This is a genomic window from Cupriavidus sp. 01T418 (assembly GCF_056398885.1).
Genome location: NZ_JBFTQG010000018.1, coordinates 95,819 through 118,592 on the forward strand (window position 1 = coordinate 95,819; position 22,774 = coordinate 118,592).

Sequence of the window (22,774 nt, forward strand, 5' to 3'; positions counted from 1 at the left end):
GTGCAGCATTGTGGTGATGTCACGCATCTTACAGACTACGGCAAAGAACCACCACGGAGACATCAAATGGGTTTCGCTTTCTTCCTGCGCCGCGCCGCGCGCTACTGGGGGGATCACGCCGCGGTTCTCTATCAGGACCAGGTGCTGACCTACCGCCAGCTGGACGAGCGCTCGAACCGCCTGGCCAACGCGCTGCTGGGCCTCGGCCTGGCCAAAGGCGACCGCGTGGCGATTCAGTCCCGCAATCGTACGGAACTGGTCGAGATCGAGTGTGCCCTGTACAAGGCCGGCCTCGTCAAGGCCGCGCTGAATCCGCGCTTCACTGCGGCGGAAGCCTCGGATGTCGCGCAGAACTGCACGCCCCGCGTCATGATCTCGGGTCCGGGCTATACCGGCTATTCCCCGGCAACCGCCGGCTTCGCGTCGGTGGAGACCTTCATTGCCATCGGCAAAGCTGCGGCAGGTTATGCCGACTACGAGACCTTGCTGGCAAGCGCGAGCGATGCGCCCGTCGATGCCGCCGCCCCGCTCCCCGGCGACCTCGCGGTACTGCATTTCTCATCGGGCTCCACCGGCAAGATCAAGGCGGCCATGCAGAGCTACGGCAACCGCCTGGCAGCGCTGCGCAAGATGCTGCTCAACATGGACAAGCCCGCCCGGCCCGGTGATCGCCTGGCGTTGATCGGGCCGGTCACCCATGCCTCCGGCATGCTGATGCAGCCCTATCTGTACACCGGCGCGACCCTGGTCCTGTTCGACAAGTTCGAGCCCGCGCATTTCCTGGCGGAGGTGGCCAGGCTGCGCATCACCCATGTGTTCATGGTGCCGGCCATGATCAATATGCTGCTGGCGGAACCCGCCCTGGCCAGCGCGGACCTGAGCAGCCTCAAAACGCTGGCCTACGGCGCCGCGCCGATGGCACCGGCCCGTATCCGCGAGGCGTGGGAGCGCATCGGCCCCATCCTGTCGCAAGGCTATGGGGCGAGCGAGTCCACCTCCGGCGTGACCCGCCTGTCCACCGCCGACCATGCCGAGGCCATGGCGCACCGGCCAGAGCGGCTGGCGTCCTGCGGCCGGGCCCTCGGGGAAACGCAGGTGTGCGTGGTGGACGAGCAGGGGCGTGAAGTGAGCGGCGACGACATCGGCGAACTGGTGATCCGCGGCGAGGATGTGTTTCAGGGTTACTGGGGTGAGCCCGCGCTGACGCGCGAGGCGCTTGTCGATGGCTGGCTGCGCACGGGCGACCTGGCCCGTGTCGATGAGCAAGGCTATATCTACCTGGTCGACCGCAAGAGGGACATGATCATTTCCGGCGGCTTCAATGTGTATCCGACCGAGGTCGAAGCCACCCTGTACCTGCACCCCGATGTGATGGAAGCCTGCGTGATCAGCGTGCCGGACGACACCTGGGGCGAAAGCGTCAAGGCGGTGGTCGCGCTCAGGCCCGGCCGGCAAGCCAGCGCCGAGGACCTCATCGCGCATTGCCGCGCCCGGATCGCCGACTACAAGTCGCCGCGATCGGTCGATTTCGTTGCCGACCTGCCCAAGAACGCCAGCGGGAAACTCGCCCGCAAACTGGTGCGCGAGCCCTATTGGCAGGGTGTATCCCGCCGCGTGAATTAAGGAAAAGCACCATGTTCGAAGATCTGACCAACCCCGTGCTCATCGAGACCCGCGCCGCGATCCGCCGCTATATCGACGAGGAACTGCTGCCGCTGGAGCGGGAGCTCGGCCTCGGCTCGGAAGACGCCTGGCCCAGGGACGTGCTGCGCGGCGTCTGGCGCCGCTCCAGCGAACTGGGACTCTATGCCGCCTGCCTGCCTGTCGAACTCGGCGGCAAGGGCCTGAATATCGCCGAGCAATGCGCGCTGAAAGCGGACCTCGCCGGCAGCGGCGCCGTGCTGGCGCCGCACGTGCTGGGCGACCTGGGCGGGCCGCCGCGCGTGGGCAATATGCTCAAGTACGCGACCCCCGAGCAGCTTGCGCGCTATTTCCAGCCGGTGATCCAGGGCGAGAAGTCGACCTGCTTTGCCCTCACCGAGCCGCATTCCGGCTCGGATGCCCAAAGCATCTCGACCACGGCCGTGGTGGACGGCGACGATCTGGTCGTCAATGGCCGCAAGCACTACATCAGCGGCGCGCCGTTTGCCGATTTCGCCATCGTCATGTGCGTGACCGACGCAGCCGCCTCGCCGCCGGCCATCACTGCGGTGCTGATCGACCTGGACCTGCCGGGCGTCAAGGTCAGTACCGAGTATGTGCCGATGTCGGGCCAGCATATCGATGCGGATGTCGAGTTCACCAATGTGCGGGTGCCGCGCGCCAATATCTTTGGCGGAGAAGGCAACGGCTTCAAGCTCGGCATGTCGCGCATCAACGTCAACCGGCTGCTGCACTGCCCCACCATGCTCGGGCTGGCCACTACGGCCTATCGAGCCTCGCTGGAGTACGCGGGCAAGCGGCGCCAGTTCGGCGGCCCCATTGCACGCTTCCAGGCCATCCAGCACATGCTCGCGGACATGGCCGCGGCGCTGTGGGCCTGCGAGTGCATGATCGCGCAGACCGCCGCGCTGGCCGATAGCGGTGCTGACCTGCGCATGAAGGCCGCGGCGTGCAAGCTCTTTATCTCGGAGCGCTGCTTCGAAGTGGCCGACAAGGCGGTACAGATCCACGGCAATGTCGGCGTCACCCGAGGCCACCCGGTAGAGCAGGCGTTCCGCAAGCTGCGCATGTTCCGGATCTTCACCGGCACCAGCGAGATCCAACGCAATACCATCGCCCGGGCCATTCTCGAACCCATGCAGGCGAAGGCTTGAACCGCTGCGCCTTTAGCAGACCGCGCCGCCAGGCTGCGCGGCTCGACAAACAGGAGACATCCCGATGAACCGCCGAACCTGGCTTGCCACGGCAAGCGCGGCTGCCTTGAGCAGCATGCTGGCCCCGGCGCGCGCCGCCGCGACCTATCCCAATCGCCCCATCCGCCTGATCGTCCCATTCCTGGCGGGCAGCGCCCCGGACAATCTGGCGCGGACCCTGTCGGCCGAGCTAGGCCGGCAGCTGGGCCAGCCGCTGGTTGTCGAGAACATGCCGGGCGCCGGCGGCATCATCGGCGCGAGCGCCCTGAAGCGCGCCGCGGCGGACGGCTATACCCTCGGCATTCTCGCGAATACGCATGTCATCAACGTGCATATGTATCGCAACATGCCCTACGATCCCGCGCACGATTTCACGTCCATCGCGGCGATCTCCGGCGGGCCGACCGCGCTTGTCGTCCCCGTGGATGCACCGTACAAAACCGCGGCCGACCTCATCGCGGCAATGAAACGCGCCCCCGGCAAGCTCAACTACGGCTCGGGCGGCAAAGGCAGCATCGCGCATCTGGCCGTCGAAGCGTTGCTGCACCAGACCGGCACCGACGCCGTCCATATCCCATACAAGGGCGCAACCGAGATCATCACCTCGATGCTGAGCGGCCAGACCCAGTTCGGCATGCCCGTGCTGAGCACGGCCACGCAATACCTGCGCAACGGCCAGGTCCGGGCGCTGGCGGTGTCGTCGGCCGCGCGCTCCGTCTATTTCCCGGACGTACCGACGTTTGCCGAGGCCATGCCGCCCGGCTTCGTCCTCGATAACTGGACCGGCCTGTTTGCCCCCGCGCGCTTTCCCTCCGAGCTCACCCAGCGGCTCTTTGCCGCCGTCACCGGGCTGCAGGCCGGCGGGCGCCTCGACGCCCAGATCAAGGCCAACGCGGGCGAGTTGCGCCGCAGCGCCTCCCCGGCCCAGTTCAACGCCGCGGTAGCCGCCGACAGCGCCCGCTACGGCACGCTGATCCGCTCCATCGGCATGAACGGCGACGTCAGCTGAATCGCTGTATCCAACCCATCCGGGACGCATCATGAAACCAGCGTGGTCCTGCCTCAAAGACGTCAAGATCATCGATCTCAGCCAGTTGCTGCCTGGCCCCCATGCGACCACCCTGCTGCTGCAACTCGGCGCGGACGTCGTCAAGGTGGAGCAGCCGGGTACGGGGGACACCTCCCGCCAGCTCGGCCCCGCGGTGTTCGCCCAGTTCAACCGTGGCAAGCGCTCCATCGCGCTCGACCTGAAATCCCCGCAAGGACGTACCGCATTTCTTGGCCTGGTGCGGGATGCGGACGCCGTTGTCGAAGGGTTCCGGCCCGGCGTGATGCAGCGCCTCGGTCTGGGCTATGTCACGCTCGCGGAGGTGAACCCGGCCATCGTGCTGTGCTCCATCTCCGGCTTCGGTCAAACCGGACCCTATGCCGACCACGCTGGCCACGATCTGAACTATCTCGCGCTGGCAGGCTACTGGGCCGTGCCAGTGCAGGTGGAGGACAAGGTCTCCCGGCCGCGTGCCCGCGTCTCCGACTACGCGGCCTCCGGCTACGCGGCGCTCTCGCTGGCCGTGGCCATCATGAGCGCGCGCCAGAACGGCCGTGGCCAGCATCTCGATGTGTCGATCCATGACGCCATCCTGTCCTGGACCGCCCATGGCGCTTGGGCCGCGCGCGGGTACGAAGATCGCCCGCACGAATCGCCGACCGTGATGCCGGACAACGACATCTTCGAAACGAGCGATGGCAGATACCTCGCCATGGGCATTCTCGAGAACAAGTTCTGGCTGAACCTGTGCGATGCGCTTGGCAAGGCGTTTCCCGCGCTTCTCGATGCCCGTTTCACTGCGCGGGCCGGCCGCCAGCAGCACAAGCCGGAGGTGAACGGGTTGCTCGCCGGCATCTTCCTGACGCGCACCCTGGCGGAGTGGGCTGATGCCTTCGCAGCACTGGATCTTCCGTTCTCCCCTTCGCTGAGCGCGCAGGAGTTGTTTGCCGACCCGCATGTGAAGGCGCGGGACATGATCCGCGAGGTGCCTGGGGAGCAAACCATAGCGCTCGGCTTTCCCGTCAAGTTCTCCCTTGGCTTGCCGCGGAGCGACGATCACGTTCCGGGTTTAGGCGAGCATGGAGAGTCGTAAGGTCGTAAGCCGGATGGGTTCATGGCTGCGCCCGCCATACGGAGGGTGCCATCGTCTCCTCCTGCCGCCGGCCGCGCGGAAGGCCTGCGGACTGCCAACGATAGCGCGGCGCCGTGGCCGCTCGCCGTAATCCCTGTAAACTCTTCCTCCTCAGGCAATGTACGAGAGCAACTAATGAGCAGCGAACTACAGATTGAAGACATTCAACCCGGCGACGGCAAAGCGGTGGTCAAGGGCGCCTTGATCACCACCCAGTACACCGGCTACCTGGAGGACGGCACCAGGTTCGACTCCTCCCATGATCGCGGCAAGCCCTTCCAGTGCGTCATCGGGACCGGGCGCGTCTTGACATCCTCCCCACCCTAATGGACGAGGACTCCTACTGCACCCAAGCCGCGATGGCTTGGACTGCTTCGGCGGGTTCCTGCTTCATTGAGCGGCCCGACTGCACCGGCTCTCCACAGGCTAACAAGCGCTGTCCGCGCTCTAAAACATTGATCGCACCGACGTGATCGGCGTTGGCCGTATGGGCACAGCGTACGCAGGCGAACAGCGCTTGCGTACGGCGATTATCGGCAGAGATATGGCCGCAGCACGGGCAGGTGCGGCTCGTGTTCTGCGCTGGAACGGCGACGAAGAAGCCGCCACGCCAATCCGTCTTGTACGCAAGCTGGCGACGGAATTCGAACCATCCCTGATCCAGAATGGCCTTGTTGAGGCCGCTTTTTGCGCGGACGTTGCGCCCCGGCGCATCGGCGGTGCCGCTCGCCGATTTGCTCATGTTGCGCACCTGTAAGTCCTCGACAGCGATCATTGCGTGGTTTTTGCTGATCGTAGTGGAGGCTTTGTGCAGGAAGTCGTTGCGGGCATTCGCGATGCGCGCGTGGATACGCTGCACGCGGGACTTCGCCCTCTTCCAGTTCGAGCTACCTTTCTGCTTGCGGGCCATGCGGCGCTGATACTGCGAAAGCCGCTGCTCGTGCTTTTTGAAGGCCGCGAGCGGCGCGACAAACGTGCCGTCGCTCAGGGTGGCGAAGCGAGCGATTCCCATGTCGATGCCGACAGCAGGACCGCTCGGAACCGGCACAGCGACTTCTCGCCGGGTCTGGATACTAACGAACCACTTGCCAGCGCGCAGCGATACCGTGACGTTGCGCAGCTCACCAAGCGCATCCCGGCTGTTTCGGTAGCGCAGCCAGCCCAGCTTGGGCAGGAATATGCGGCAGTTGGCCTGATCGAGTCTGATCTGTTTGGGATCTGGGTAGCGGAAGCTATCGCGCTGCCCCTTCTTCTTGAAGCGCGGGAAGTCAGCTTGCCCGGCGAAGAAATTCTTGTAAGCCTTCTCCAAATCCTTCAGCGCATGCTGCAAGGGGTGAACCGGCGCACCTTTCAGCCACGCCGTCTCTGCGCTATTTCGCCAAGCCGTCAGCTGCTTCGCCATCGCCACATAGCCGATGAATTTGCCGCCCGTCTCGTGGTTGGCTTTTTGCAATGCCAGAGCCTGATTAAATACGAACCGGCACGATCTGGGGTTACCCCGCCTCATCGGACAGTTCTGCATTTGAATGTTAGATCGATCTGTTGTCTCCTTGTGATGGGGCGGTGTAATCCTGGTGTGGCGTCAGATCTTTGTCATGGGCGGTCAACCTTTCAAACTCAGCCGGGGATCGGTAGCCCAAGGCGCTGTGAAGACGGCGCGGGTTGTACCAGCCCTCGATCCAGGTGAACAGGGCACGCCGCGCCTCATCGTGTGTGACGAAGTGGGTGCGCATCAGCAGCTCGCATTCGAGCGTGGCGAAGAAGCTTTCGCACATGGCGTTGTCGTACGCGTCGCCCACCGATCCCATCGAAGGTTGGACACGGGCGTCGCGACAGCGCTGGCCAAACGCCACAGACGTGTATTGGCAGCCTTGGTCCGAATGATGAATTACCGCGTCCGGACGGCGCTGTGCCAAGGCCATATCCAGGGCCTGCACCATCAGCGCGGTGCGTAAATGACTGTCCATGGCCCAGCCCACGATACGCCGGCTGTACACGTCGAGCACCACCGCCAGGTAGTAAAAGCCGCTGGCAGTAGGCACGAAGGTAGCATCGGCCACCCACAGCTGATTGGGTGCATCGGCACAGAAGTGTCGCTGCACCAGATCGGGCGCAGGCCTCGCCCGCAGGTCGCGGTGGGTGGTGCAAATGAAGCGTGGCCGGCAAACGCCACGCAGGCCTGCCTCCCGCATCAGACGTGCCACGCGTTTGCGTCCGACATGAATGCCCTGGCGCAGTAGGCACGCATGGACCCGCGGCATTCCGTAGGTGCCGTGGGATTGGGTGTGAATCGTGCGGATTTGTGCTGTCAACAATTTATCGCACACCGCATGGGCGCTCGGCCCCCGTTCGTTCCACGCATGGAAGCCGCTGCGCGAGACCTTGAGCAGCCGCGCCATGGTGCAAAGTGGATATTGGGCCTGGTTTGCCTTCATGAACTCGAACCCTTGTCTGGCAGCGAGCCGGTCTCCCGGGCAAACCAGGCCGCGGCTTTTGCCAGTATCTCTTTCTCCATTTTGAGCTGGCGGTTCTCGCGGCGTAAGCGCGTGAGCTCCAGGCGTTCGACGGTAGTCAGGCCGTCCTGACGCGTACCGGCGTCACGCTCAGCCTGAGCGACCCAGTTATAGATCGTCTGCGCCGTCGGTTCGAACTCCTTGGCCAGTTCTTCAGGGCGTCGACCCGCATGGACCAGGTCGATCATTTGCTGCCGGAAGACAGCGGTGTAAGGTGGGCGCGTTTTCGGCATGGTGGCACCTCCTGTTTCTCAAGATAGGTGCTGTCCGAAAAAGCGGGTCACCTCCAATCCGGCGAAGCGACGCATGTCGCGCGTCTGCTCGCCGTTCGGCATGAGTTCGAATTTAAAGGCTTGGAGTCGTTCCATAGAGCAAATTATAATTTGGTCTCGGCATTGGTGAACAGCCTGAAGGGCGTTTCGAGCCGGATGATCCGCACAAAGAACGATCCGAACATCCGGCGTAAGCTGTGGGGCGGTGCGCTTTGGTCGCCGAGCTACTTCGCCGGAAGCTGCGGCGGCGCACCGATCATCGTGATCCGCCAGTGCATCGAGCAGCAGCGAACGCCGCACTAAGGGCTCAAAGAACGGCTACGCCGTCCGCGCTATCCTTCCTCGCCCTGAACGGCGAGGTTTGCCGCGCAAACCGATCAAAGGCTGGGATATCGGCCTGATTGGCATGAAAGTGGGCGGCAAGCGCAAGCTCCATGTGCCGGCCCATCTCGCTTATGGCGAAAGACAGGTCGGGGCTCACATCAAGCCGAACTCGAACCTGGTCGTCGAGATCGAGTTGCTGGAAGTGTTGACCAGGGACGATTGATCGTGGTGGACCCCATGAAAAGAGCCGCACTATTGACACTGGCCCTGGCCGTCCATGCATCGGCGCATGCTGCCGGCGACGTAACGGCCGGCAGAGCGCTATTCGCCACACGATGCGCGTCCTGCCACCGCATCGGACCATCGGCACGCGGTGCGTTTGGCCCCCAGCTCAATGCCATCTATGGCCGGCCCGCCGGGGGAACCAATGACTACGCATACTCTGCGGCCATGAAGAAATCGGGCATTGTGTGGTCTGAGAAGACACTGAAAGCGTTTATCGCATCGCCGGGCAAGGTCGTGCCGGGAACCAGGATGCGTTTTTCGGGCCTCGGCAATGAGCAGCAGATCGAGGACTTGCTGGCTTACCTGCATACTTACCAGTCACCGTAGGTTGGGGACTGCCTGGATTTCAGAAGGAGCGCAGATGCAAGACAATGCACATGCTACCGACGCGACCCTTGTGTCGGTGCGCCCGGATCGGGAAATTGCCACCGGCCAGCGCCTGCCTTACTTCGTGGGCATTTCCGCCATCACCGCCGGCGCGAAGGGCTTATCGATGTACCTCGTCGTCGTCCCGCCGGGCGGACACGCCGAACCACACGTGCACCGCGGCCATGAGACTGCCATCTACGTGCTGGAGGGGCGTGTCGAGACGCGCTACGGACCCGGACTGCGACAGTCGGTCATCACCGAAGCAGGCGACTTCCTGTTCATCCCTCCCGGCGTGCCACATCAGCCATTCAACCTGAGTGCATCGATACCCGCGAGAGCGATCGTCGCGCGCAACCAGCCGGACGAACAAGAGCAGGTAATACCGTACGATCCGTCCGGCGAAGAATAGCGCTGCGGGTACAAGCTGAGCTTGTCAGGCCGGATACAGGCAGCCGGGCCGGCTCGCCAGCGAACGTGCGCTAAAATACCCGCCGACGCCGTATGGCGTGTACGCAGACCTGATCCGGAACCGGCATGGAACCCCTCTCATTCGAATTTGTCACCATCGAGGAAGCAAAGCAGATCCTGGATGGCACAGCCCTCGCGCAAGGCGAGCCCGACTGGGCCGGCATGCGCACCCCCGACTCGCCGGATGCGCAGTCCCTCTCGGTTGCCGCGCTCAAATGGCTGGCTTCGCTGCCCCCGGAGGCACGACCGCTGGAAGTGTGCCGCGCCTATCCGCGCATCGGCAACCAGTTGGCCGCACTCGGAGGCAACCCGGCCGCCCTTTCGGCCTACCTGGGCGACTTGCTGATCGACACGCGCGGCGGGCGCCAGGGTTTTCCCGGCGGCATTGCGCTTGAACTGTCGCAACTGCAGGAACACCTCTTGCGCACGATGCCGTAGCCACGGCCGGCGATCAAGGCCGTGGCTACGGCCCTGATCGCCAGCGAATCGCGGAGCCGCGATTCAGTTCAACGCGCCTTTCCCGGTACGCAGTCTTCCACCATGCCGCTTATCCGGCTCGTGCTCAACCAGGGATGCCATTCTCCCGAACTCCGGATCTCGACATCCGAACCTTCCTGCGCACGACGCAAACTGATCAGGTGAAAGTACCGGTAATCGGAATCCTGGGCGCGCCCGACGCGGATATCGACTCTTCCCGGCTCCGCATACGCGATCACGCTGGCGTCGTCCCCCAGCCGGCCTTTCAGGCACAACACCAGGTCGCTGACGCTGGCATTGGAATGCACGCGCTTCGGCTCCGACGCCTCGATAACGTTCGTGCTGACGCCACCACCCATACAGCCTGAAAGCAAAAGCAATTGCGCCGTCATCGCGGCAGCCAGCAACACCAGACCCTTGGACATCCCCCCTCCTTTGTCAGATTGGGAAGACATGTTACATCAGGTGCATTTGGATGCCGCTTCGCGTACGGTTACGTGCATGCCCGGCGCCACGGCTGAGCCATGCGGCTTGAGACCGCAGTGGCTCCCGCCGCGAATCGCCTGCGGGAATCGATCGGTATCGCAACGCACTGAGGAAAATGAGCATGCTGCACAATGCCGCCGAGTCTGTTCTGGTGCTGGTGGATTTCCAGGCACGCCTGATGCCGGCGATACACGAAGGCGATCGCGTCGTCAAAGAAGCCGTGCGACTCGCCAACATCGCGCGCGTACTTGGGGTGCCCGTGATCGGCACCGAACAAAGCCCCGGAAGCCTGGGCGGGAATATCGAGGAGATCAAGCGCCTGTGCGATCAAACCCTGGCCAAGGATGACTTCGATGGCTGCCGGGACGGTTTGCTCGACTTGCTTCCCGATGCCCGGAAGAACGTGGTGGTAGCCGGCTGCGAAGCCCACGTCTGCGTGCTCCAGACCGTCGCCGGACTACTTGGCAACGGTTTTAACGTGACCGTCGTGCTGGATGCCATCGGCTCGCGGAAAGCCGCCAGCCGGGGGGCGGCGGTGGACAGGATGCGCAGCGGCGGGGCAACCGCGGCCACGGTCGAGATGGTTGCGTTTGAGTGGCTGCGCACAAGCCGGCATGAACGATTCCGTGAGGTACTTGGTTTTGTGAAGTAGCGCCTGGCAGGGGCCGTGTCGCCCCGATCCATATTCAAAAAAACTGAATAATATAACCGGATTCATCCCGCCTTGGGTCTCGATGCCTCCCCTATAGTTCGTTACATGGACGGCGCAATGCAAACAAAGCAACGTTCTGGCAGATGCAGCGAACAATCAACGAAATTCAACGAATTTTATGAAACTGGAGAACATCATGACCAAGACCTTCGCCCTCAAGCTCGCTTCCACCCTCGTGCTGTCGTTCGCCGCCATCGGCGCCGCCCACGCCGCCTCCGCCAAGGATCTGCTCCCGGGTGACAAGTACGGTTATGAATTCCGCACCTACGACGCCTTCACCGACGGCGCGCGCAGCGGCAAGCTGGATACCTTCACGGAAGGCACCCGCAGCGGCAAGCTCGATACCTTCACGGAAGGCGCCCGTATCGCCGGCCTGGATCGGTCGGGTGTGTCGGCCTCGCCGGCTCGCAGCTTCGACAGCTACACCGATGGCGCACGTACCGGCAAGGTCGACGTGTTCACCGAAGGCGCCAACGCCTGATGCAGTACCCGCGGTTGGCATCCCGCCGCGACGCCGTCTGAACACGGTGCCGCGGCATCGCGATGCCACCGCGCACGAACAGCGCCTGGCGTCCCTCCCCGTCCCTCCCCCTCCCCGCCTCACACCTGCGCGCCAGCACGTCAGCGATTCTCGCGAGCCTCGGCTTCCCTCCGCGCCCTCTCATCCGCAATCACCATGATTCCATTTTCTGGAATTATGAAATCCCGAAGCCGCCATTCCGTGAACCGGCCACCGGGATCACAATGCGCCTTGCGCAACGCTGCCGCGGCAGCATGATGCCCGGCCAGCGGCCCAGCCCCAGCATCGCACGGACCGCTACCCGGCTTCCCGCACAAGCGGCAGCGCAGCACCGCGCTGGCACCTGGCTCGTCCGCCAGCCCCTTTCCCCGTTGGACCATCCCACAGAAACATGAGAACAATCACGATCAACGGTAAGCCGCAAAGGATCGACCTGCCCGACGATGCCCCCTTGCTGTGGGCCGTGCGCGATCACATCGGCCTGACCGGCACCAAGTTCGGCTGCGGCATGGCGCTGTGCGGCGCCTGCACCATGCATATGGATGGACAGCCGATCCGCTCCTGCGTGACGCCGATCTCGGCGGTCGCCGGCAAGAAGATCACCACCATCGAAGGCTTGTCCGCCGACAAGACCGGGCAAGCCTTGCAGGCGGCCTGGGAGGAATTCGGCGTGCCGCAGTGCGGCTACTGCCAGGCGGGGCAGTTGATGTCGGCCACGGCGCTGCTGCATGCAAACCCGCATCCGACCGAGGAAGACATCGACGGCGCCATGAGCGGCAACATCTGCCGCTGCGGCACCTATACGCGCATACGCGCTGCCATCCAGCACGTGGCCAAATCGAATGTGGCCGGGAAGCCGGCTGCGCCTTCGACTGGCAAGAGGAGTGCCAAATGAGCGCGCGACACGGTCTCACCACGCCCCGGGCGCAACCGGACAACGCCGGCAATCCGCCATCCGCCGGGCGCCGCCGCTGGCTCCAGAGCATGGGCGCCCTTGCCGGACTGACGCTGACGGTCGGCCTGGACGGCATTGTGCTGGCCGCCGGGGAGCCCGGGAAATACGGCCGCGACGGCATGCCCGGCGGCGCCGTGGACAGCCCGCTGGTCTTTGTCTCCATCGATGAACACGGCAAGGTAAGCATCGTCTGCCACCGCTCCGAGATGGGACAGGGCGTGCGCACCAGCCTGCCGATGGTTGTCGCCGATGAACTCGAAGCCGACTGGGCGCAGGTGCTGGTGGTGCAGGCTCCCGGCGACGAGATCCGCTACGGCAACCAGAACACCGACGGCTCGCGCAGCGTGCGGCATTTCTTCGATCCCATGCGGCGCGTCGGCGCCAGCGCGCGGATGATGCTGGAAGCCGCCGCCGCCGCGCGCTGGAGCGTGCCGGTGAGCGAGGTACAGGCCCACAACCATGCCGTGGTCCACGTGCCGAGCGGCAAGCGCCTCGGCTACGGGGCGCTGGCGAAGGACGCCGCGCGCCTGCCGGTGCCGGCGCCCGCCAGCCTCAAGCTGAAGGATCCCTCGCAGTTCCGCTATATCGGCAAGGACAGCACGCGCAATATCGATGGCCACAATATCGTCACCGGCCGCGCGCAATACGGCATCGACGTGCGGCTGGACGGCATGCTGTACGCGGTGATCGCGCGCCCGCCGGTGTTTGGCGGCAAGCTTGCCGGCGTCGATTCCACGCAGGCGTTGAAGGTGCCCGGCGTGATCAAGGTGGTCGAGCTGGCTGGCAGCCCCGCGCCCGCCATGTTCCACCCGCTGGGGGGCGTGGCGGTGATTGCCACCAATACCTGGTCGGCCATCAAGGGCCGCGAGGCGCTGAAGCTGCGCTGGGACGATGGTCCCAACGCCAGCTACGAGTCCGGCGCGTTCCGGGCCACCATGGAGAAAGCCGCGAGCCAGCCCGGCAAGGTGGCAAGGAACCAGGGCGACGCCATGGCCGCGCTGGCCGGTCCCGGCAAGCGGGTCACCGCGCAGTATTACCTGCCGCATCTCGCGCACGCCACGATGGAGCCGCCGGTTGCCACCGCGCGCATCGCCGGTGGCAAGTGCGAGGTCTGGACATCGGTACAGGCGCCCCAGGCCACGCGTGAAACGGTGGCCGGGCATCTTGGCCTGAAGCCCGAGGACGTGACGGTGCACGTGACGCTGCTGGGCGGCGGCTTTGGCCGCAAGTCCAAGCCGGACTTCGCCGCCGAGGCCGCGCTGCTGTCCAAGGCCATGGACGGCAAGCCGGTCAAGGTGACCTGGACGCGCGACGATGACCTGCATAACGACTATTTCCATACCGTGTCCGTGGAGCATATGGAAGCGATGCTGTCGCCCGATGGCAGGGCGCAAGCGTGGCTGCACCGCACGGCGGCCTCCACCATCACGTCGATCTTCGTGGCTGGCGCGAACAACGAAGCCGCCTTCGAGCTGGGCATGTCCGCGGTGAATATGCCGTTCGACATCCCCAACGTACGCGTGGAAAACCCGGAGGTGGAAGCGCACACCCGCATCGGCTGGTTCCGCTCGGTGTCCAATATCCCCCACGCCTTTGCGGTCCAGTCGTTCGCGGCCGAGCTGGCCGCGGCTGCCGGGCGCGACCAGCGCGACTACCTGCTCGCGCTGCTGGGCCCGGACCGCCGCATCGACCCGGCCAGCTTGGCCGACTCCTGGAACTACGGCGAATCACCGCAGCAGTATCCGCTTGACACCGGCCGCCTGCGCGGCGTGATCGAGCTGGCTACGCGCGAGGCCGGCTGGGGCAGGAAGCTGCCGAAGGGCCGCGGGCTTGGACTGGCGGTCTGCTACAGCTTCGTGACCTATGTGGCGGCGGTGATCGAAGTGGCGGTGGGCGACGATGGCAGCATCCGCATCCCGCGCATCGACATGGCGGTGGACTGCGGCGCGCAGGTCAACCCGGACCGCATCCGCTCGCAGGTGGAAGGCGCCTGCATCATGGGCATCAGCCTGGCCACCACGGGTGAGATCACCTTCAAGGACGGGCGCGCCCAGCAGGACAACTTCCACCAGTACGAGGTGATGCGCGCAACGTCGGCGCCGCGCCAGATCCACGTGCACCTCGTGCCCGGCAAGTTCGACGCGCCGTTGGGCGGCGTCGGCGAGCCGGCAGTGCCGGCCATCGCACCTGCGCTGTGCAATGCGATCTTCGCGGCTACCGGCAAGCGGATTCGCGCGCTGCCGATCCGGGAGCAGTTGAAGAAGGCCTGACCGGGCCTGATGCATGAGCGCCGAGGGGCATTGCTCTTCGCTCTTCGCTCTCCGCGCTTCGTGCTTGGTCGCGGGCGGCTCCCCGCCGCCCGGCCGTTCACTTCGGCTGCCGATCCTTCCCCCTTCCCGCCCGGCACCGCTCGATCAGCCGCAGCACCGTGGGCGCGCGCTCGTTATTCCGGTGTATCACTGCCAGTTGCGACATCACCTCATTGCGCGCCAGCGGCCTGAATATCACGTCCGGCGGCGCGAACGCGCGCATCGACGCCGGAATCAACGCCACGCCGAAGCCGGCCGCCACCATGCTGATGATGGTGGCCATCTGGCTCGACAAGGCCTCCACGCGCGGCTGGAAGCCGGCGTTGCCGCAGATGGCGAGGGTGATGGCATAGAAGCCGGTGCCGTGCTCCGTATGCGTGCAGATAAAAGTCTCGTCGCGCAGCATGGCCACGTCGATGCGCGCACGGCCGGCCAGCGCATGCGTGGCGTGCAACGCCACCACGACCGCTTCCGACGCGATATCGAACAGGGCGATCCCTTCGGGCAAGGCTTGCAGCGGGGGCCGGATAAAGCCGATATCGAGCGCACCGCGCGCAACCGCATCCAGCTGCGCGGGCATGTCCATCTCGCGCATGGCGAGCCGCACCGCCGGATGATCCCGGCGAAAATGATAAATCAGCCTGGGCAGCAAACCCGAAAGCGCTGCGGAGGCCACGTAGCCGATGGAGGCGCTGCCGAGATCGCCCCGGCTCGCGCTGGCCGTGGCCAGCTCGGCGTGCTGTACCTGGCGGAGGATGCCCAGCGCTTCGTCGTAAAAGACCGCGCCGACCTCCGTCAGCGCAAGCTGGCGCTTGCTGCGCGACAGCAGCGCAGCGCCGGCCTCCTGTTCGATCCATCTGAACTGCTGGCTCAGCGCCGGTTGCGAAATACCCAGGCGCTCCGCCGCGCGGCCAAAGTGCAGTTCCTCGGCCAGCGCCGCGAAGTATCGGTAGTGTCGGAGTTCCAGGTTCATTGGGATGGCCAGCCTTGGAGATAAGTACAGCTTATCAAGATTTAAGCTCTTGATACTTGAACCTATTAAACAAGACAGCGCATGATACGAAAATTGGCGGCGGCGGCGCTGCGCGCATCGGGAGAGGGTCGGGCATGGAATTGGTCAACAAGCGGGTGGCAAGCTGCGGCGAAGCCATCGCCGGCCTGCGCGACGGCGCCATCGTGATGGTAGGCGGCTTCGGCAGCGCCGGCCTGCCCGGCGGCCTGGTCGCCGCGGTGCTGGCGCAGGGCGCCAGGGATCTCACGGTGATCTCCAACAACGCCGGCTATGACGGCGAGGGCGTGGCGAGCCTGATCGAAGCCGGGCGCGTGCGCAAGCTGGTCTGCTCGTATCCGCTGACGGCCGGGGCCACGGCCTTTCGCGATGCCTACCGGCGCGGCGAAGTCGAGCTGGAGCTGGTGGCGCAAGGCACGCTGGTGGAACGCATCCGCTGCGCCGGTGCCGGACTGGGTGGCTTCTACTGCCCCATTACCGCCGGGACCATCCTCGCCGAGGGCAAGGACACGCGAGAAATCGACGGTGTGCAGCACGTGCTCGAACTGCCGCTGCGTGCCGATTTCGCGCTGATCCGCGCACGCAATGCGGATCGCCTGGGCAACCTGGACTATCACCTGTCCGGCCGCAATTTCAATCCCATCATGGCAACCGCCGCGCGCGTGGTAGTGGCCGAGGTGGATACGATGGTCGAGGCCGGCGCCATGCACCCCGAACATATCGTGACGCCCGGCATCTTTGTCCACCGGCTGGTCACCACCGAAACCTGCCAACCAGCCGGGAGCCAGCCATGATGCGATGGAACAGGGAGCAGATCGCGCGACGCGCGGCGCAGGACATCCGGGCAGGCTCCTATGTCAACCTGGGCATCGGCCTGCCAACGCTGGTCGGCGACATGATCCCGCAGGAGCGGGAGGTCTTCCTGCATAGCGAGAACGGCATCCTGCATCTCGGGCCGCGCCCGCCGCTGGGGCAGGAGCACCCGGACCTGATCAACGCCAGCAAGCAGCCGGTGACGCTGCGCCCCGGCGCGGCGATCTTCGATTCGGCGCTGAGCTTTGCCATGATGCGCGGCGGCCATCTGGACCTGGCCATCCTGGGCGCCTATGAAGTGGCGGAAAACGGCGATCTGGCCAACTGGAGCCGGGGCGACCCCGACACGCCGCCCGCGGTGGGCGGCGCGATGGAACTCGCTTTTGGCGCCCGCGAGGTCTGGGTGCTGATGGAACACACCACCCGTGACGGCCGCCCGCGCCTGTTGCGGCGTTGCACGTTGCCGCTGACGGCGCGCGGCGTGGTCCGCCGCATCTACACCGACCTGGCGGTGATGTGCGTGACGCCCGACGGCTTGCGGGTGGAAGCCATGGCCGACGGCATCACGCCGGGCGAGCTGCAAGCGGTGACCGAGGCGCGCCTGCTGCCCTGACTTCGCCTCCAGCATCGGTTCCACCGCGGCGGTACCCGGCAGCACGAGGCCGGGCAGCCCGCCGACTCCTCAGCCCAGGCGTTTCTCGACGGCCTCGGCAAACTGCAGCGTGGACGCCGAGCCCTTCAGGTCGCCGGTCCTGACATGGTCCTGATTGAGCGCCAGGTCGATCCCCGTGCGCAGCCGCGCCGCCAGGTCCTGCCGGCCCACGTGTTCGAGCATCAGCCCGGCAGCGAGCATCAGCGAGATCGGATTGGCAATGCCCTTGCCGGCGATGTCCGGCGCCGAGCCGTGCACGGCCTCGAAGATCGCGGCCGAATCGCCGATATTGGCACCCGGCGCCATGCCCAGGCCGCCCACCAGGCCGGCAATCTGGTCGGACAGGATATCGCCGAACAGGTTGGTACAGAGCAGCATGTCGAACTGCCAGGGGTTTAGCACGAGCTGCATGGCGCAGGCATCGACGATGCGGTCGTCCATCTCCACGCGGCCCGCATAGTCCTTCGCCACCTCGTGCGCGGCTTCCAGGAAGATGCCGGTCAGCGCCTTGAGGATATTGGCCTTGTGCACCACGGTGATCTTCTTGCGCTGGTTCCTGACCGCGTACTCGAAGGCGAAGCGGGCGATGCGCCGGCAGGCGTCGCGCGTATTGGTGCCGGTGGATACCGCCACGGCATGCGGATCGTCGCCCACGGGAATGTAGTAGTCGTGGGCCACGTAGAAGCCGCCCACGTTCTCGCGCACCAGCACCAGGTCAATGTTCTCGAAGCGCCCCGGCACCAGGGTGCGGGCGGGCCGCACATTGGCATAGAGATTGAAGGCTTCGCGCAGCCGCACGTTGACGGAGCGGAAGCCGCCGCCCACCGGCGTGGTCAGCGGGCCTTTCAGCGACAGACCGGTGCGGCGGATGCTGTCGAGGGTGGCCTCCGGCAGCGGATCGCCGCCTTGGGCGATGCCCGCCATGCCGGCCTGCTGCACGTCCCAGGAAAACGGCGCGCCAAGCGCGTCCAGCACCTTGAGGGTGGCATCCACCACTTCCGGCCCGATGCCGTCGCCGGGGATCAGGGTGGCGGGGATCTGACTGGCAGCTCGGTGTTCCATACGCTCGTCCTTTCAACGGATTGGGCGGCGCGCCGGCGGGAGTGCGGGCGCGGGCTTTCGCTCACAAGCATAGATTACGCCCATGACAGCCGTGCAGCGCCGCATGGGGCCTCCAGCGTGAGTCCCCGCCCCGGTCACTTTGGTCACTTCATGACGCGCTGAATCTCTTCCTCCACGTCACGCAACTGATCCTTGCCGAAGTACATTTCCTCCCCGACGAAGAACGTCGGCGAACCGAAGGCGCCCCGCGCGAAGGCTTGCTCGGTATTCGCCACCAGCGTTTGCTTGACTTCCGGGTCAGCGATGCGCGCCTTGAAGCCGGCGCCATCCAGGCCCGCGGCGTCGAGCGCCGCTGCGATCACCAGCGGGTCGTCCATCTTCAGGCCCTGCTCCCACATATGCGCGAAAACGGCGTCCACGTACCGCGCGAAGGTCCCGTTCTTCTGCGCGGCGACGGCGCCACGCATGATCTGCAAAGTGTTGATGGGCCAGAACGGATTGTGTTCGTATGCCAAGCCGTGCTTTTCCATGAAGCGCCGCATTTCCAGCTTGCCGTACTCCGGCTTGTTCTTGATGCCGGCGAAGGCCTCCGCCGGGGAACAATTCCCCGTCAGCTTGAACAGGCCGCCCAGCAGCACCGGCACGTACTCGAATTGCACACCCTGGCGGGCTTCGATCCGGGGGATGACTTTGTGGCTCAGGTAGGAATTCGGGCTTCCAAAGTCGAAAAGAAACTGGACTTTTACGTTCCTAGAGTTGGTCATAGTGTTTCCTTGTTGCTTCTGTCCGTTAAACAAACCAGCGAGCCCGCTCCGGCCTGCTGATTCCTAATATCTCTGCCCCAGGCTCTGCTCGATCTTGTGGACCGTGCCGACAAGCTTGTCGCGGATCTCGCCAAGCAGCCGCCCGGCAGGAAGCTCCTGCGCCGCGCCCGCCACGCTGAGTGCCATCATCGGCAGCCCCCTGCCCGGACTGAATGGCATGGCAACGCCATGCACGTCCTTTACCCACTCCCCCAGCGAAGAGGCACACCCGGTCGCTGCGTACTCCTCGACCGCCTGGTCAATCCCGCGCTTTACCGCCGGCCAGCGCGCCTCGTCCAGTTCCCGTATCCGCTCCATCAGCGCGGCCCGCTCGGCCGGCGGCAGGCCGGCCAGATGCGCCCGGCCGATCGCCGTGGTGCCCAGCGCAATGCGCGAGCCCACATCCAGGCTCAGCGTCACGATCCCCGTGCCGCGGCAGCATTCGAGATAGAGCATGGACAGCCTGTCCCTTGTCGCCAGGGCCACTACCGCGTCGGTCTCGGCCGCCAGGGCCAGCATGAAAGGCCGCGCCACTTGCCGCACATCCAGGTTTGCCAGCATCGAGCTTCCCAGCGCGGCCGTCGCCGTGCCGAGCCGGTACTTGCCGCTATCGGGCACGACATGCAGATACCCGAGCCTGGTCAGGGTATGCGTCAGCCGGGTGATGGTCGACTTCGGCAGGCCGCAGCGCTCGGCAATCTCGTGGTTGGCGAGAAAGCTGTCGCCGCTGCGGAAGCAACTCAATACCTCCAGCCCCCGCGCCAGCGCGGTCACGAAATGGCGGTCGACGTTGCCCTGCGCGTCTGCTTCTGCCTCCGCCTCGACCTCTAACTCTGCTTGTGCGCTTTCGACGCTTTCCATGCCGGGCGGCGCCGTGTCCGCAAGCGTGCCTTCCTTGTTCCTAGCCATCGCGTATATCCAGTTCAGCCGAATTCAGTGTGATCAACGCCACCGGCAACGCCGGCGTATCGGGACGGAAGGCCGGGGCGCGTGCAATACGCCGCCCCGCCAATGCCGCGCGCATCGCGCACCGTCCAGGTTCGGCAAAATAGCACGATTGACACTGACCTCTCCAGACGCCCGCTAGTCCCCTTTGCTTGCCCCGTGCATGCCTTCGGGCCCGATCCTGGCGGCCGCCTCCTTCAACTTGTGCTTCAGGATCTTGCCGGTAGGCGCCGCCGGCAACTGCGCCATGAAATGGATCTCGGCCGGGACCTTGTACGGCGACAGCCGCTCCCGCAGATAGCGCGCCAGCACGTCATGGCTCACGACCGCATCCGCCGCCACCTCGACAAAGGCGATCACCTCTTCGTTGCCATCGACCTGGCGGCCCACCACGGCGGACTGCACGACATCCGGGTGGGTGTTCAACTCCTGCTCCACCTCGTGCGGGTAGACATTGAAGCCGGAGCGGATGATCAGCTCCTTGGTGCGGCCCATGATGAACAGGGCGCCGTCCGGCTCCTGCCGGGCCAGGTCGCAGGTGTTGAACCAGCCCTCGGCGTTGACAGCTTCGCGCGTCAGCGCCTCGTTGCGGTAGTAGCCCTTCATGACGTTGGGGCCGCGCACCCAAAGCTCGCCGACGGCGCCCGGCTCAACGTCCTGCCCATGCGGATCGACGATGCGGACCTCCACCCCGGTCACCGGCAAGCCCACGGAGCAATCCCGCCGCGGCAACGCAAGGTGTGTCTGCGATACCGTGGGGGACATTTCCGTCAGGCCATAGTTGTTCTGGAGTACGAGGCCGAGTACGCGCTCCACATCCTCTTTCAACTGCGCGGTCAGCGGGGAGCCCGCTACGCCGACAAAGCGCAGCGTGTGCCCGCCGCAATCGGTACCGGTGCTGCGGAGCCAATCCAGCAGCTTTGCGTACATGGCGGGCACACCGATAAATACCGTGATCCCGTCCTGCTTCAATGACCTGGCGAGGCCCTCCGCCGAAAAGCGGTCATCGAGCAGCAGCGTGGATCCGCAGGCGAGCGCGCCAACCAGTTGCGACGACAAGCCAACCACATGCGCCATCGGCAAGATCCCGTAGAGTTTGTCCTCCGGCCCCAACCTGCGCAGATCCCGCACCACCTCCGCCACGTGGAGCAGGTTCGCGTGGGTAAGCATGACGCCCTTGGGGCCTGACGTGCCGGACGTATAGATCATGGCTGCCACCTGCGCCTTCGGGTCCGCGCTGGTCGGCTCGGCGATTGCGGAGGCATTCAGCGGGCCTATCGACAGGTTCCCGATGACGGGCAGCGATTCGGACACCGCACCATGACGCGTGGCGTGCGCCAGCGCCTCGCTGGATATCCCGTCTGTGTAGAAAACCCGCCGCGCCCCGGAATGCTCGACAAAATTGTCGATCTCCCGCGCCGACAAGCGCGCGTTGACCACCACCGCCCAGGCGTCCAGCGCGGCCGCCGCGAGTACCAGCACACCCAGCGCCACACAGTTCTCCCCCACCATCAGCACCCGGTCGCCCGGACGGATACCGAGCGCTTGCAAGCGGGCCTTCAGCTCGCGAATGGCGCCGGCAAGCTCGCCGTAGGTGAGTTGGCCGCGCCTGTCCTGCAGCGCGACCTTGCCGGGCTGCAGGCGCACCCAGGGCTCGATCACCTGATGAATGCGTGCGAATGACGGGATCGGTTGTCTGGCTGCTTCCATATCACTCTGTCTCCTGTCTTGCTGGCAAGGCTTTCGCTTGTCCGTTTCTGGGGGATGACACCAATGGTGTAGACTGCTGTGCAGTCTACTATACTGCATGGCAGTCCTTGGCGAGAAATTATTTGATGTGCGGCCAGCCGTCGCTTTTTCAGAATCTGGCAGCAGCTTTGACACCGTGCGCATTGCACCCCATACTTAGACCGCATAGCGGTCTACTGTTCTGCCGTGCAGTTCATCTAGCGTTCGAATCAGAAGGAGACATCCATGTCCGACAAGAAAGCCGTGCTAGTCATTGGGGCCGGAGACTCAACGGGCGGCGCCATTGCCCGCCGCTTTGCCCGCGAGGGCTACATTGCGTGCGTGACGCGCCGCAGTGCCGACAAACTGGCCCCGCTGGTGGCACAGATCGAGGCGGAGGGCGGCGTCGCGCATGCCTTTGGCTCCGACGCCCGCAAGGAAGAGGAAATGACCGCGCTGTTCAAGGAGATCGAGACCAACATCGCCCCGATCGAGGTCGCCATCTTCAATATCGGCGCCAACGTCCGCTTCGACATCACCGAAACCACGGCGCGCGTGTACCACAAGGTCTGGGAGATGGCCTGCTTCGGGGGCTTCCTGATGGGACGCGAGGCCGCGCGCTCGATGCTGCCGCGCGGACACGGCTCGATCTTCTTTACCGGCGCAACCGCCAGCCTGCGCGGCCGGGCGGGTTATGCGGCGTTCGCGGGCGCCAAGCACGCGCTGCGCGCGCTGGCACAGTCAATGGCGCGGGAGTTGGGTCCGAAGGGGCTGCACGTTGCCCACCCGATCATCGACGGCGCCATCGACACCGAATTCATCCGCGAGACTTTCCCGGAGCGCTACAAGCTCAAGGAGCAGGACGGCATCCTCAATCCCGAGCACATCGCCGATGCCTACTGGATGCTCCACCAGCAGCCGAAGGATGCGTGGACGCACGAGCTTGACCTGCGGCCGTGGATCGAGGCCTGGTGATACCTGCCCCATCGCCCGCGGGTACAGGTGCGCGACACGGAACCCGTCACCCAGCCCGCGGG

23 protein-coding genes and 3 pseudogenes are annotated in these 22,774 nt (G+C 65.1%); 17 read left to right on the forward strand and 9 right to left on the reverse strand.

Annotated features, from left to right (window positions below; genetic code table 11):
- Positions 1–66: 66 nt before the first annotated feature.
- The 5 genes from AC1DQ3_RS18960 to AC1DQ3_RS18980 all read left to right on the forward strand — a co-directional run bounded on the left by AC1DQ3_RS18960 (position 67) and on the right by AC1DQ3_RS18980 (position 5,362).
- Entirely contained in the window at positions 67–1,623 is a 1,557-nt protein-coding gene (locus tag AC1DQ3_RS18960; RefSeq protein WP_477121695.1) for an AMP-binding protein, read from the forward strand.
- Between the two features lie 11 nt (positions 1,624–1,634).
- Entirely contained in the window at positions 1,635–2,816 is a 1,182-nt protein-coding gene (locus tag AC1DQ3_RS18965; RefSeq protein ID WP_477121696.1) for an acyl-CoA dehydrogenase family protein, read from the forward strand.
- 64 nt (positions 2,817–2,880) lie between these two features.
- Positions 2,881–3,864 carry a tripartite tricarboxylate transporter substrate binding protein gene (locus AC1DQ3_RS18970; protein WP_477121697.1) on the forward strand — a complete coding sequence of 328 codons (984 nt, stop codon included), beginning with the start codon at positions 2,881–2,883 and terminating at the stop codon, positions 3,862–3,864.
- Between the two features lie 31 nt (positions 3,865–3,895).
- Positions 3,896–4,996 carry a CaiB/BaiF CoA transferase family protein gene (locus tag AC1DQ3_RS18975; protein ID WP_477121698.1) on the forward strand — a complete coding sequence of 367 codons (1,101 nt, stop codon included), beginning with the start codon at positions 3,896–3,898 and terminating at the stop codon, positions 4,994–4,996.
- 174 nt (positions 4,997–5,170) lie between these two features.
- Positions 5,171–5,362 carry an FKBP-type peptidyl-prolyl cis-trans isomerase gene (locus AC1DQ3_RS18980; RefSeq protein ID WP_477121699.1) on the forward strand — a complete coding sequence of 64 codons (192 nt, stop codon included), beginning with the start codon at positions 5,171–5,173 and terminating at the stop codon, positions 5,360–5,362.
- Positions 5,363–5,375: 13 nt separating this feature from the next.
- Here AC1DQ3_RS18980 and AC1DQ3_RS18985 read toward each other — a convergent pair whose 3' ends face one another.
- The 3 genes and pseudogenes from AC1DQ3_RS18985 to AC1DQ3_RS18995 all read right to left on the reverse strand — a co-directional run.
- Positions 5,376–6,557: an RNA-guided endonuclease InsQ/TnpB family protein gene (locus tag AC1DQ3_RS18985; RefSeq protein WP_477121700.1), complete on the reverse strand. Its 1,182-nt coding sequence runs from the start codon at positions 6,555–6,557 to the stop codon at positions 5,376–5,378.
- A 7-nt stretch (positions 6,558–6,564) separates the two neighbouring features.
- A protein-coding gene (locus tag AC1DQ3_RS18990) for an IS3 family transposase (protein ID WP_477121701.1) occupies positions 6,565–7,781 on the reverse strand; the annotation gives its coding sequence in 2 pieces (ribosomal slippage) (positions 6,565–7,532 and positions 7,532–7,781; 1,218 coding nt in all).
- A 57-nt stretch (positions 7,782–7,838) separates the two neighbouring features.
- Positions 7,839–7,916: pseudogene (locus tag AC1DQ3_RS18995) on the reverse strand (helix-turn-helix domain-containing protein); the annotation flags it as partial.
- A gap of 18 nt (positions 7,917–7,934) precedes the next feature.
- On the opposite strand from AC1DQ3_RS18995, the pseudogene AC1DQ3_RS19000 reads away from it, so the two are divergent.
- From AC1DQ3_RS19000 to AC1DQ3_RS19020, 5 genes and pseudogenes are all read left to right on the forward strand, one after another.
- Positions 7,935–8,123: pseudogene (locus AC1DQ3_RS19000) on the forward strand (transposase); the annotation flags it as partial.
- Positions 8,124–8,196: 73 nt separating this feature from the next.
- Positions 8,197–8,367: pseudogene (locus AC1DQ3_RS19005) on the forward strand (FKBP-type peptidyl-prolyl cis-trans isomerase); the annotation flags it as partial.
- Positions 8,368–8,381: 14 nt separating this feature from the next.
- Positions 8,382–8,756: a c-type cytochrome gene (locus AC1DQ3_RS19010; RefSeq protein ID WP_477121726.1), complete on the forward strand. Its 375-nt coding sequence runs from the start codon at positions 8,382–8,384 to the stop codon at positions 8,754–8,756.
- Between the two features lie 34 nt (positions 8,757–8,790).
- Positions 8,791–9,207: a cupin domain-containing protein gene (locus AC1DQ3_RS19015; RefSeq protein ID WP_477121702.1), complete on the forward strand. Its 417-nt coding sequence runs from the start codon at positions 8,791–8,793 to the stop codon at positions 9,205–9,207.
- 125 nt (positions 9,208–9,332) lie between these two features.
- Positions 9,333–9,704 (forward strand): hypothetical protein, encoded by a 372-nt coding sequence (locus tag AC1DQ3_RS19020; protein WP_477121703.1) that lies wholly within the window; start codon positions 9,333–9,335, stop codon positions 9,702–9,704.
- A 68-nt stretch (positions 9,705–9,772) separates the two neighbouring features.
- Here the strand turns inward: AC1DQ3_RS19020 and AC1DQ3_RS19025 are convergent, their stop codons facing one another.
- Positions 9,773–10,168 carry a hypothetical protein gene (locus AC1DQ3_RS19025; RefSeq protein WP_477121704.1) on the reverse strand — a complete coding sequence of 132 codons (396 nt, stop codon included), beginning with the start codon at positions 10,166–10,168 and terminating at the stop codon, positions 9,773–9,775.
- Between the two features lie 182 nt (positions 10,169–10,350).
- Between AC1DQ3_RS19025 and AC1DQ3_RS19030 the strand changes: the two genes are divergently transcribed.
- The 4 genes from AC1DQ3_RS19030 to AC1DQ3_RS19045 all read left to right on the forward strand — a co-directional run bounded on the left by AC1DQ3_RS19030 (position 10,351) and on the right by AC1DQ3_RS19045 (position 14,686).
- Positions 10,351–10,881, forward strand: a complete 531-nt coding sequence (locus tag AC1DQ3_RS19030) for an isochorismatase family protein (RefSeq protein ID WP_477121705.1) — start codon at positions 10,351–10,353, stop codon at positions 10,879–10,881.
- Between the two features lie 196 nt (positions 10,882–11,077).
- Positions 11,078–11,422, forward strand: a complete 345-nt coding sequence (locus AC1DQ3_RS19035; RefSeq protein ID WP_477121706.1) for a hypothetical protein — start codon at positions 11,078–11,080, stop codon at positions 11,420–11,422.
- A gap of 430 nt (positions 11,423–11,852) precedes the next feature.
- Positions 11,853–12,356: a (2Fe-2S)-binding protein gene (locus AC1DQ3_RS19040; protein WP_477121707.1), complete on the forward strand. Its 504-nt coding sequence runs from the start codon at positions 11,853–11,855 to the stop codon at positions 12,354–12,356.
- Positions 12,353–14,686, forward strand: a complete 2,334-nt coding sequence (locus AC1DQ3_RS19045) for a xanthine dehydrogenase family protein molybdopterin-binding subunit (protein WP_477121708.1) — start codon at positions 12,353–12,355, stop codon at positions 14,684–14,686. Before AC1DQ3_RS19040 ends, AC1DQ3_RS19045 begins: the two co-directional genes overlap by 4 nt.
- A 97-nt stretch (positions 14,687–14,783) precedes the next feature.
- Here the strand turns inward: AC1DQ3_RS19045 and AC1DQ3_RS19050 are convergent, their stop codons facing one another.
- The gene (locus AC1DQ3_RS19050) at positions 14,784–15,698 is read right to left on the reverse strand and encodes a LysR family transcriptional regulator (protein WP_477121709.1); all 915 of its coding nucleotides are present in this window, start codon (positions 15,696–15,698) and stop codon (positions 14,784–14,786) included.
- A 140-nt stretch (positions 15,699–15,838) separates the two neighbouring features.
- Between AC1DQ3_RS19050 and AC1DQ3_RS19055 the strand changes: the two genes are divergently transcribed.
- Both AC1DQ3_RS19055 and AC1DQ3_RS19060 read left to right on the forward strand, forming a co-directional pair.
- Positions 15,839–16,528, forward strand: coding sequence for a CoA transferase subunit A (locus AC1DQ3_RS19055; protein ID WP_477121727.1), 690 nt, complete (start codon positions 15,839–15,841; stop codon positions 16,526–16,528).
- A complete protein-coding gene (locus AC1DQ3_RS19060; RefSeq protein ID WP_477121710.1) occupies positions 16,525–17,160 on the forward strand; it encodes a 3-oxoacid CoA-transferase subunit B in 636 nt (211 codons plus the stop codon). The genes AC1DQ3_RS19055 and AC1DQ3_RS19060 overlap by 4 nt, the downstream gene beginning before the upstream one ends.
- A gap of 69 nt (positions 17,161–17,229) precedes the next feature.
- Here the strand turns inward: AC1DQ3_RS19060 and AC1DQ3_RS19065 are convergent, their stop codons facing one another.
- The 4 genes from AC1DQ3_RS19065 to AC1DQ3_RS19080 form a co-directional block, all read right to left on the reverse strand.
- Positions 17,230–18,261: an isocitrate/isopropylmalate dehydrogenase family protein gene (locus AC1DQ3_RS19065; RefSeq protein WP_477121711.1), complete on the reverse strand. Its 1,032-nt coding sequence runs from the start codon at positions 18,259–18,261 to the stop codon at positions 17,230–17,232.
- A 143-nt stretch (positions 18,262–18,404) separates the two neighbouring features.
- Positions 18,405–19,025: a DsbA family protein gene (locus AC1DQ3_RS19070; protein WP_477121712.1), complete on the reverse strand. Its 621-nt coding sequence runs from the start codon at positions 19,023–19,025 to the stop codon at positions 18,405–18,407.
- A gap of 63 nt (positions 19,026–19,088) precedes the next feature.
- On the reverse strand, positions 19,089–19,973 hold the full coding sequence (locus AC1DQ3_RS19075; RefSeq protein ID WP_477121713.1) for an IclR family transcriptional regulator: 885 nt from the start codon (positions 19,971–19,973) through the stop codon (positions 19,089–19,091).
- A gap of 174 nt (positions 19,974–20,147) precedes the next feature.
- A complete protein-coding gene (locus tag AC1DQ3_RS19080; RefSeq protein ID WP_477121714.1) occupies positions 20,148–21,719 on the reverse strand; it encodes a class I adenylate-forming enzyme family protein in 1,572 nt (523 codons plus the stop codon).
- A gap of 264 nt (positions 21,720–21,983) precedes the next feature.
- Here AC1DQ3_RS19080 and AC1DQ3_RS19085 point away from each other — a divergent pair, with 264 nt between their 5' ends.
- Complete coding sequence (locus AC1DQ3_RS19085; protein ID WP_477121715.1) at positions 21,984–22,712, forward strand: SDR family oxidoreductase; 729 nt, start codon at positions 21,984–21,986, stop codon at positions 22,710–22,712.
- The last annotated feature ends 62 nt before the right edge of the window (positions 22,713–22,774 follow it).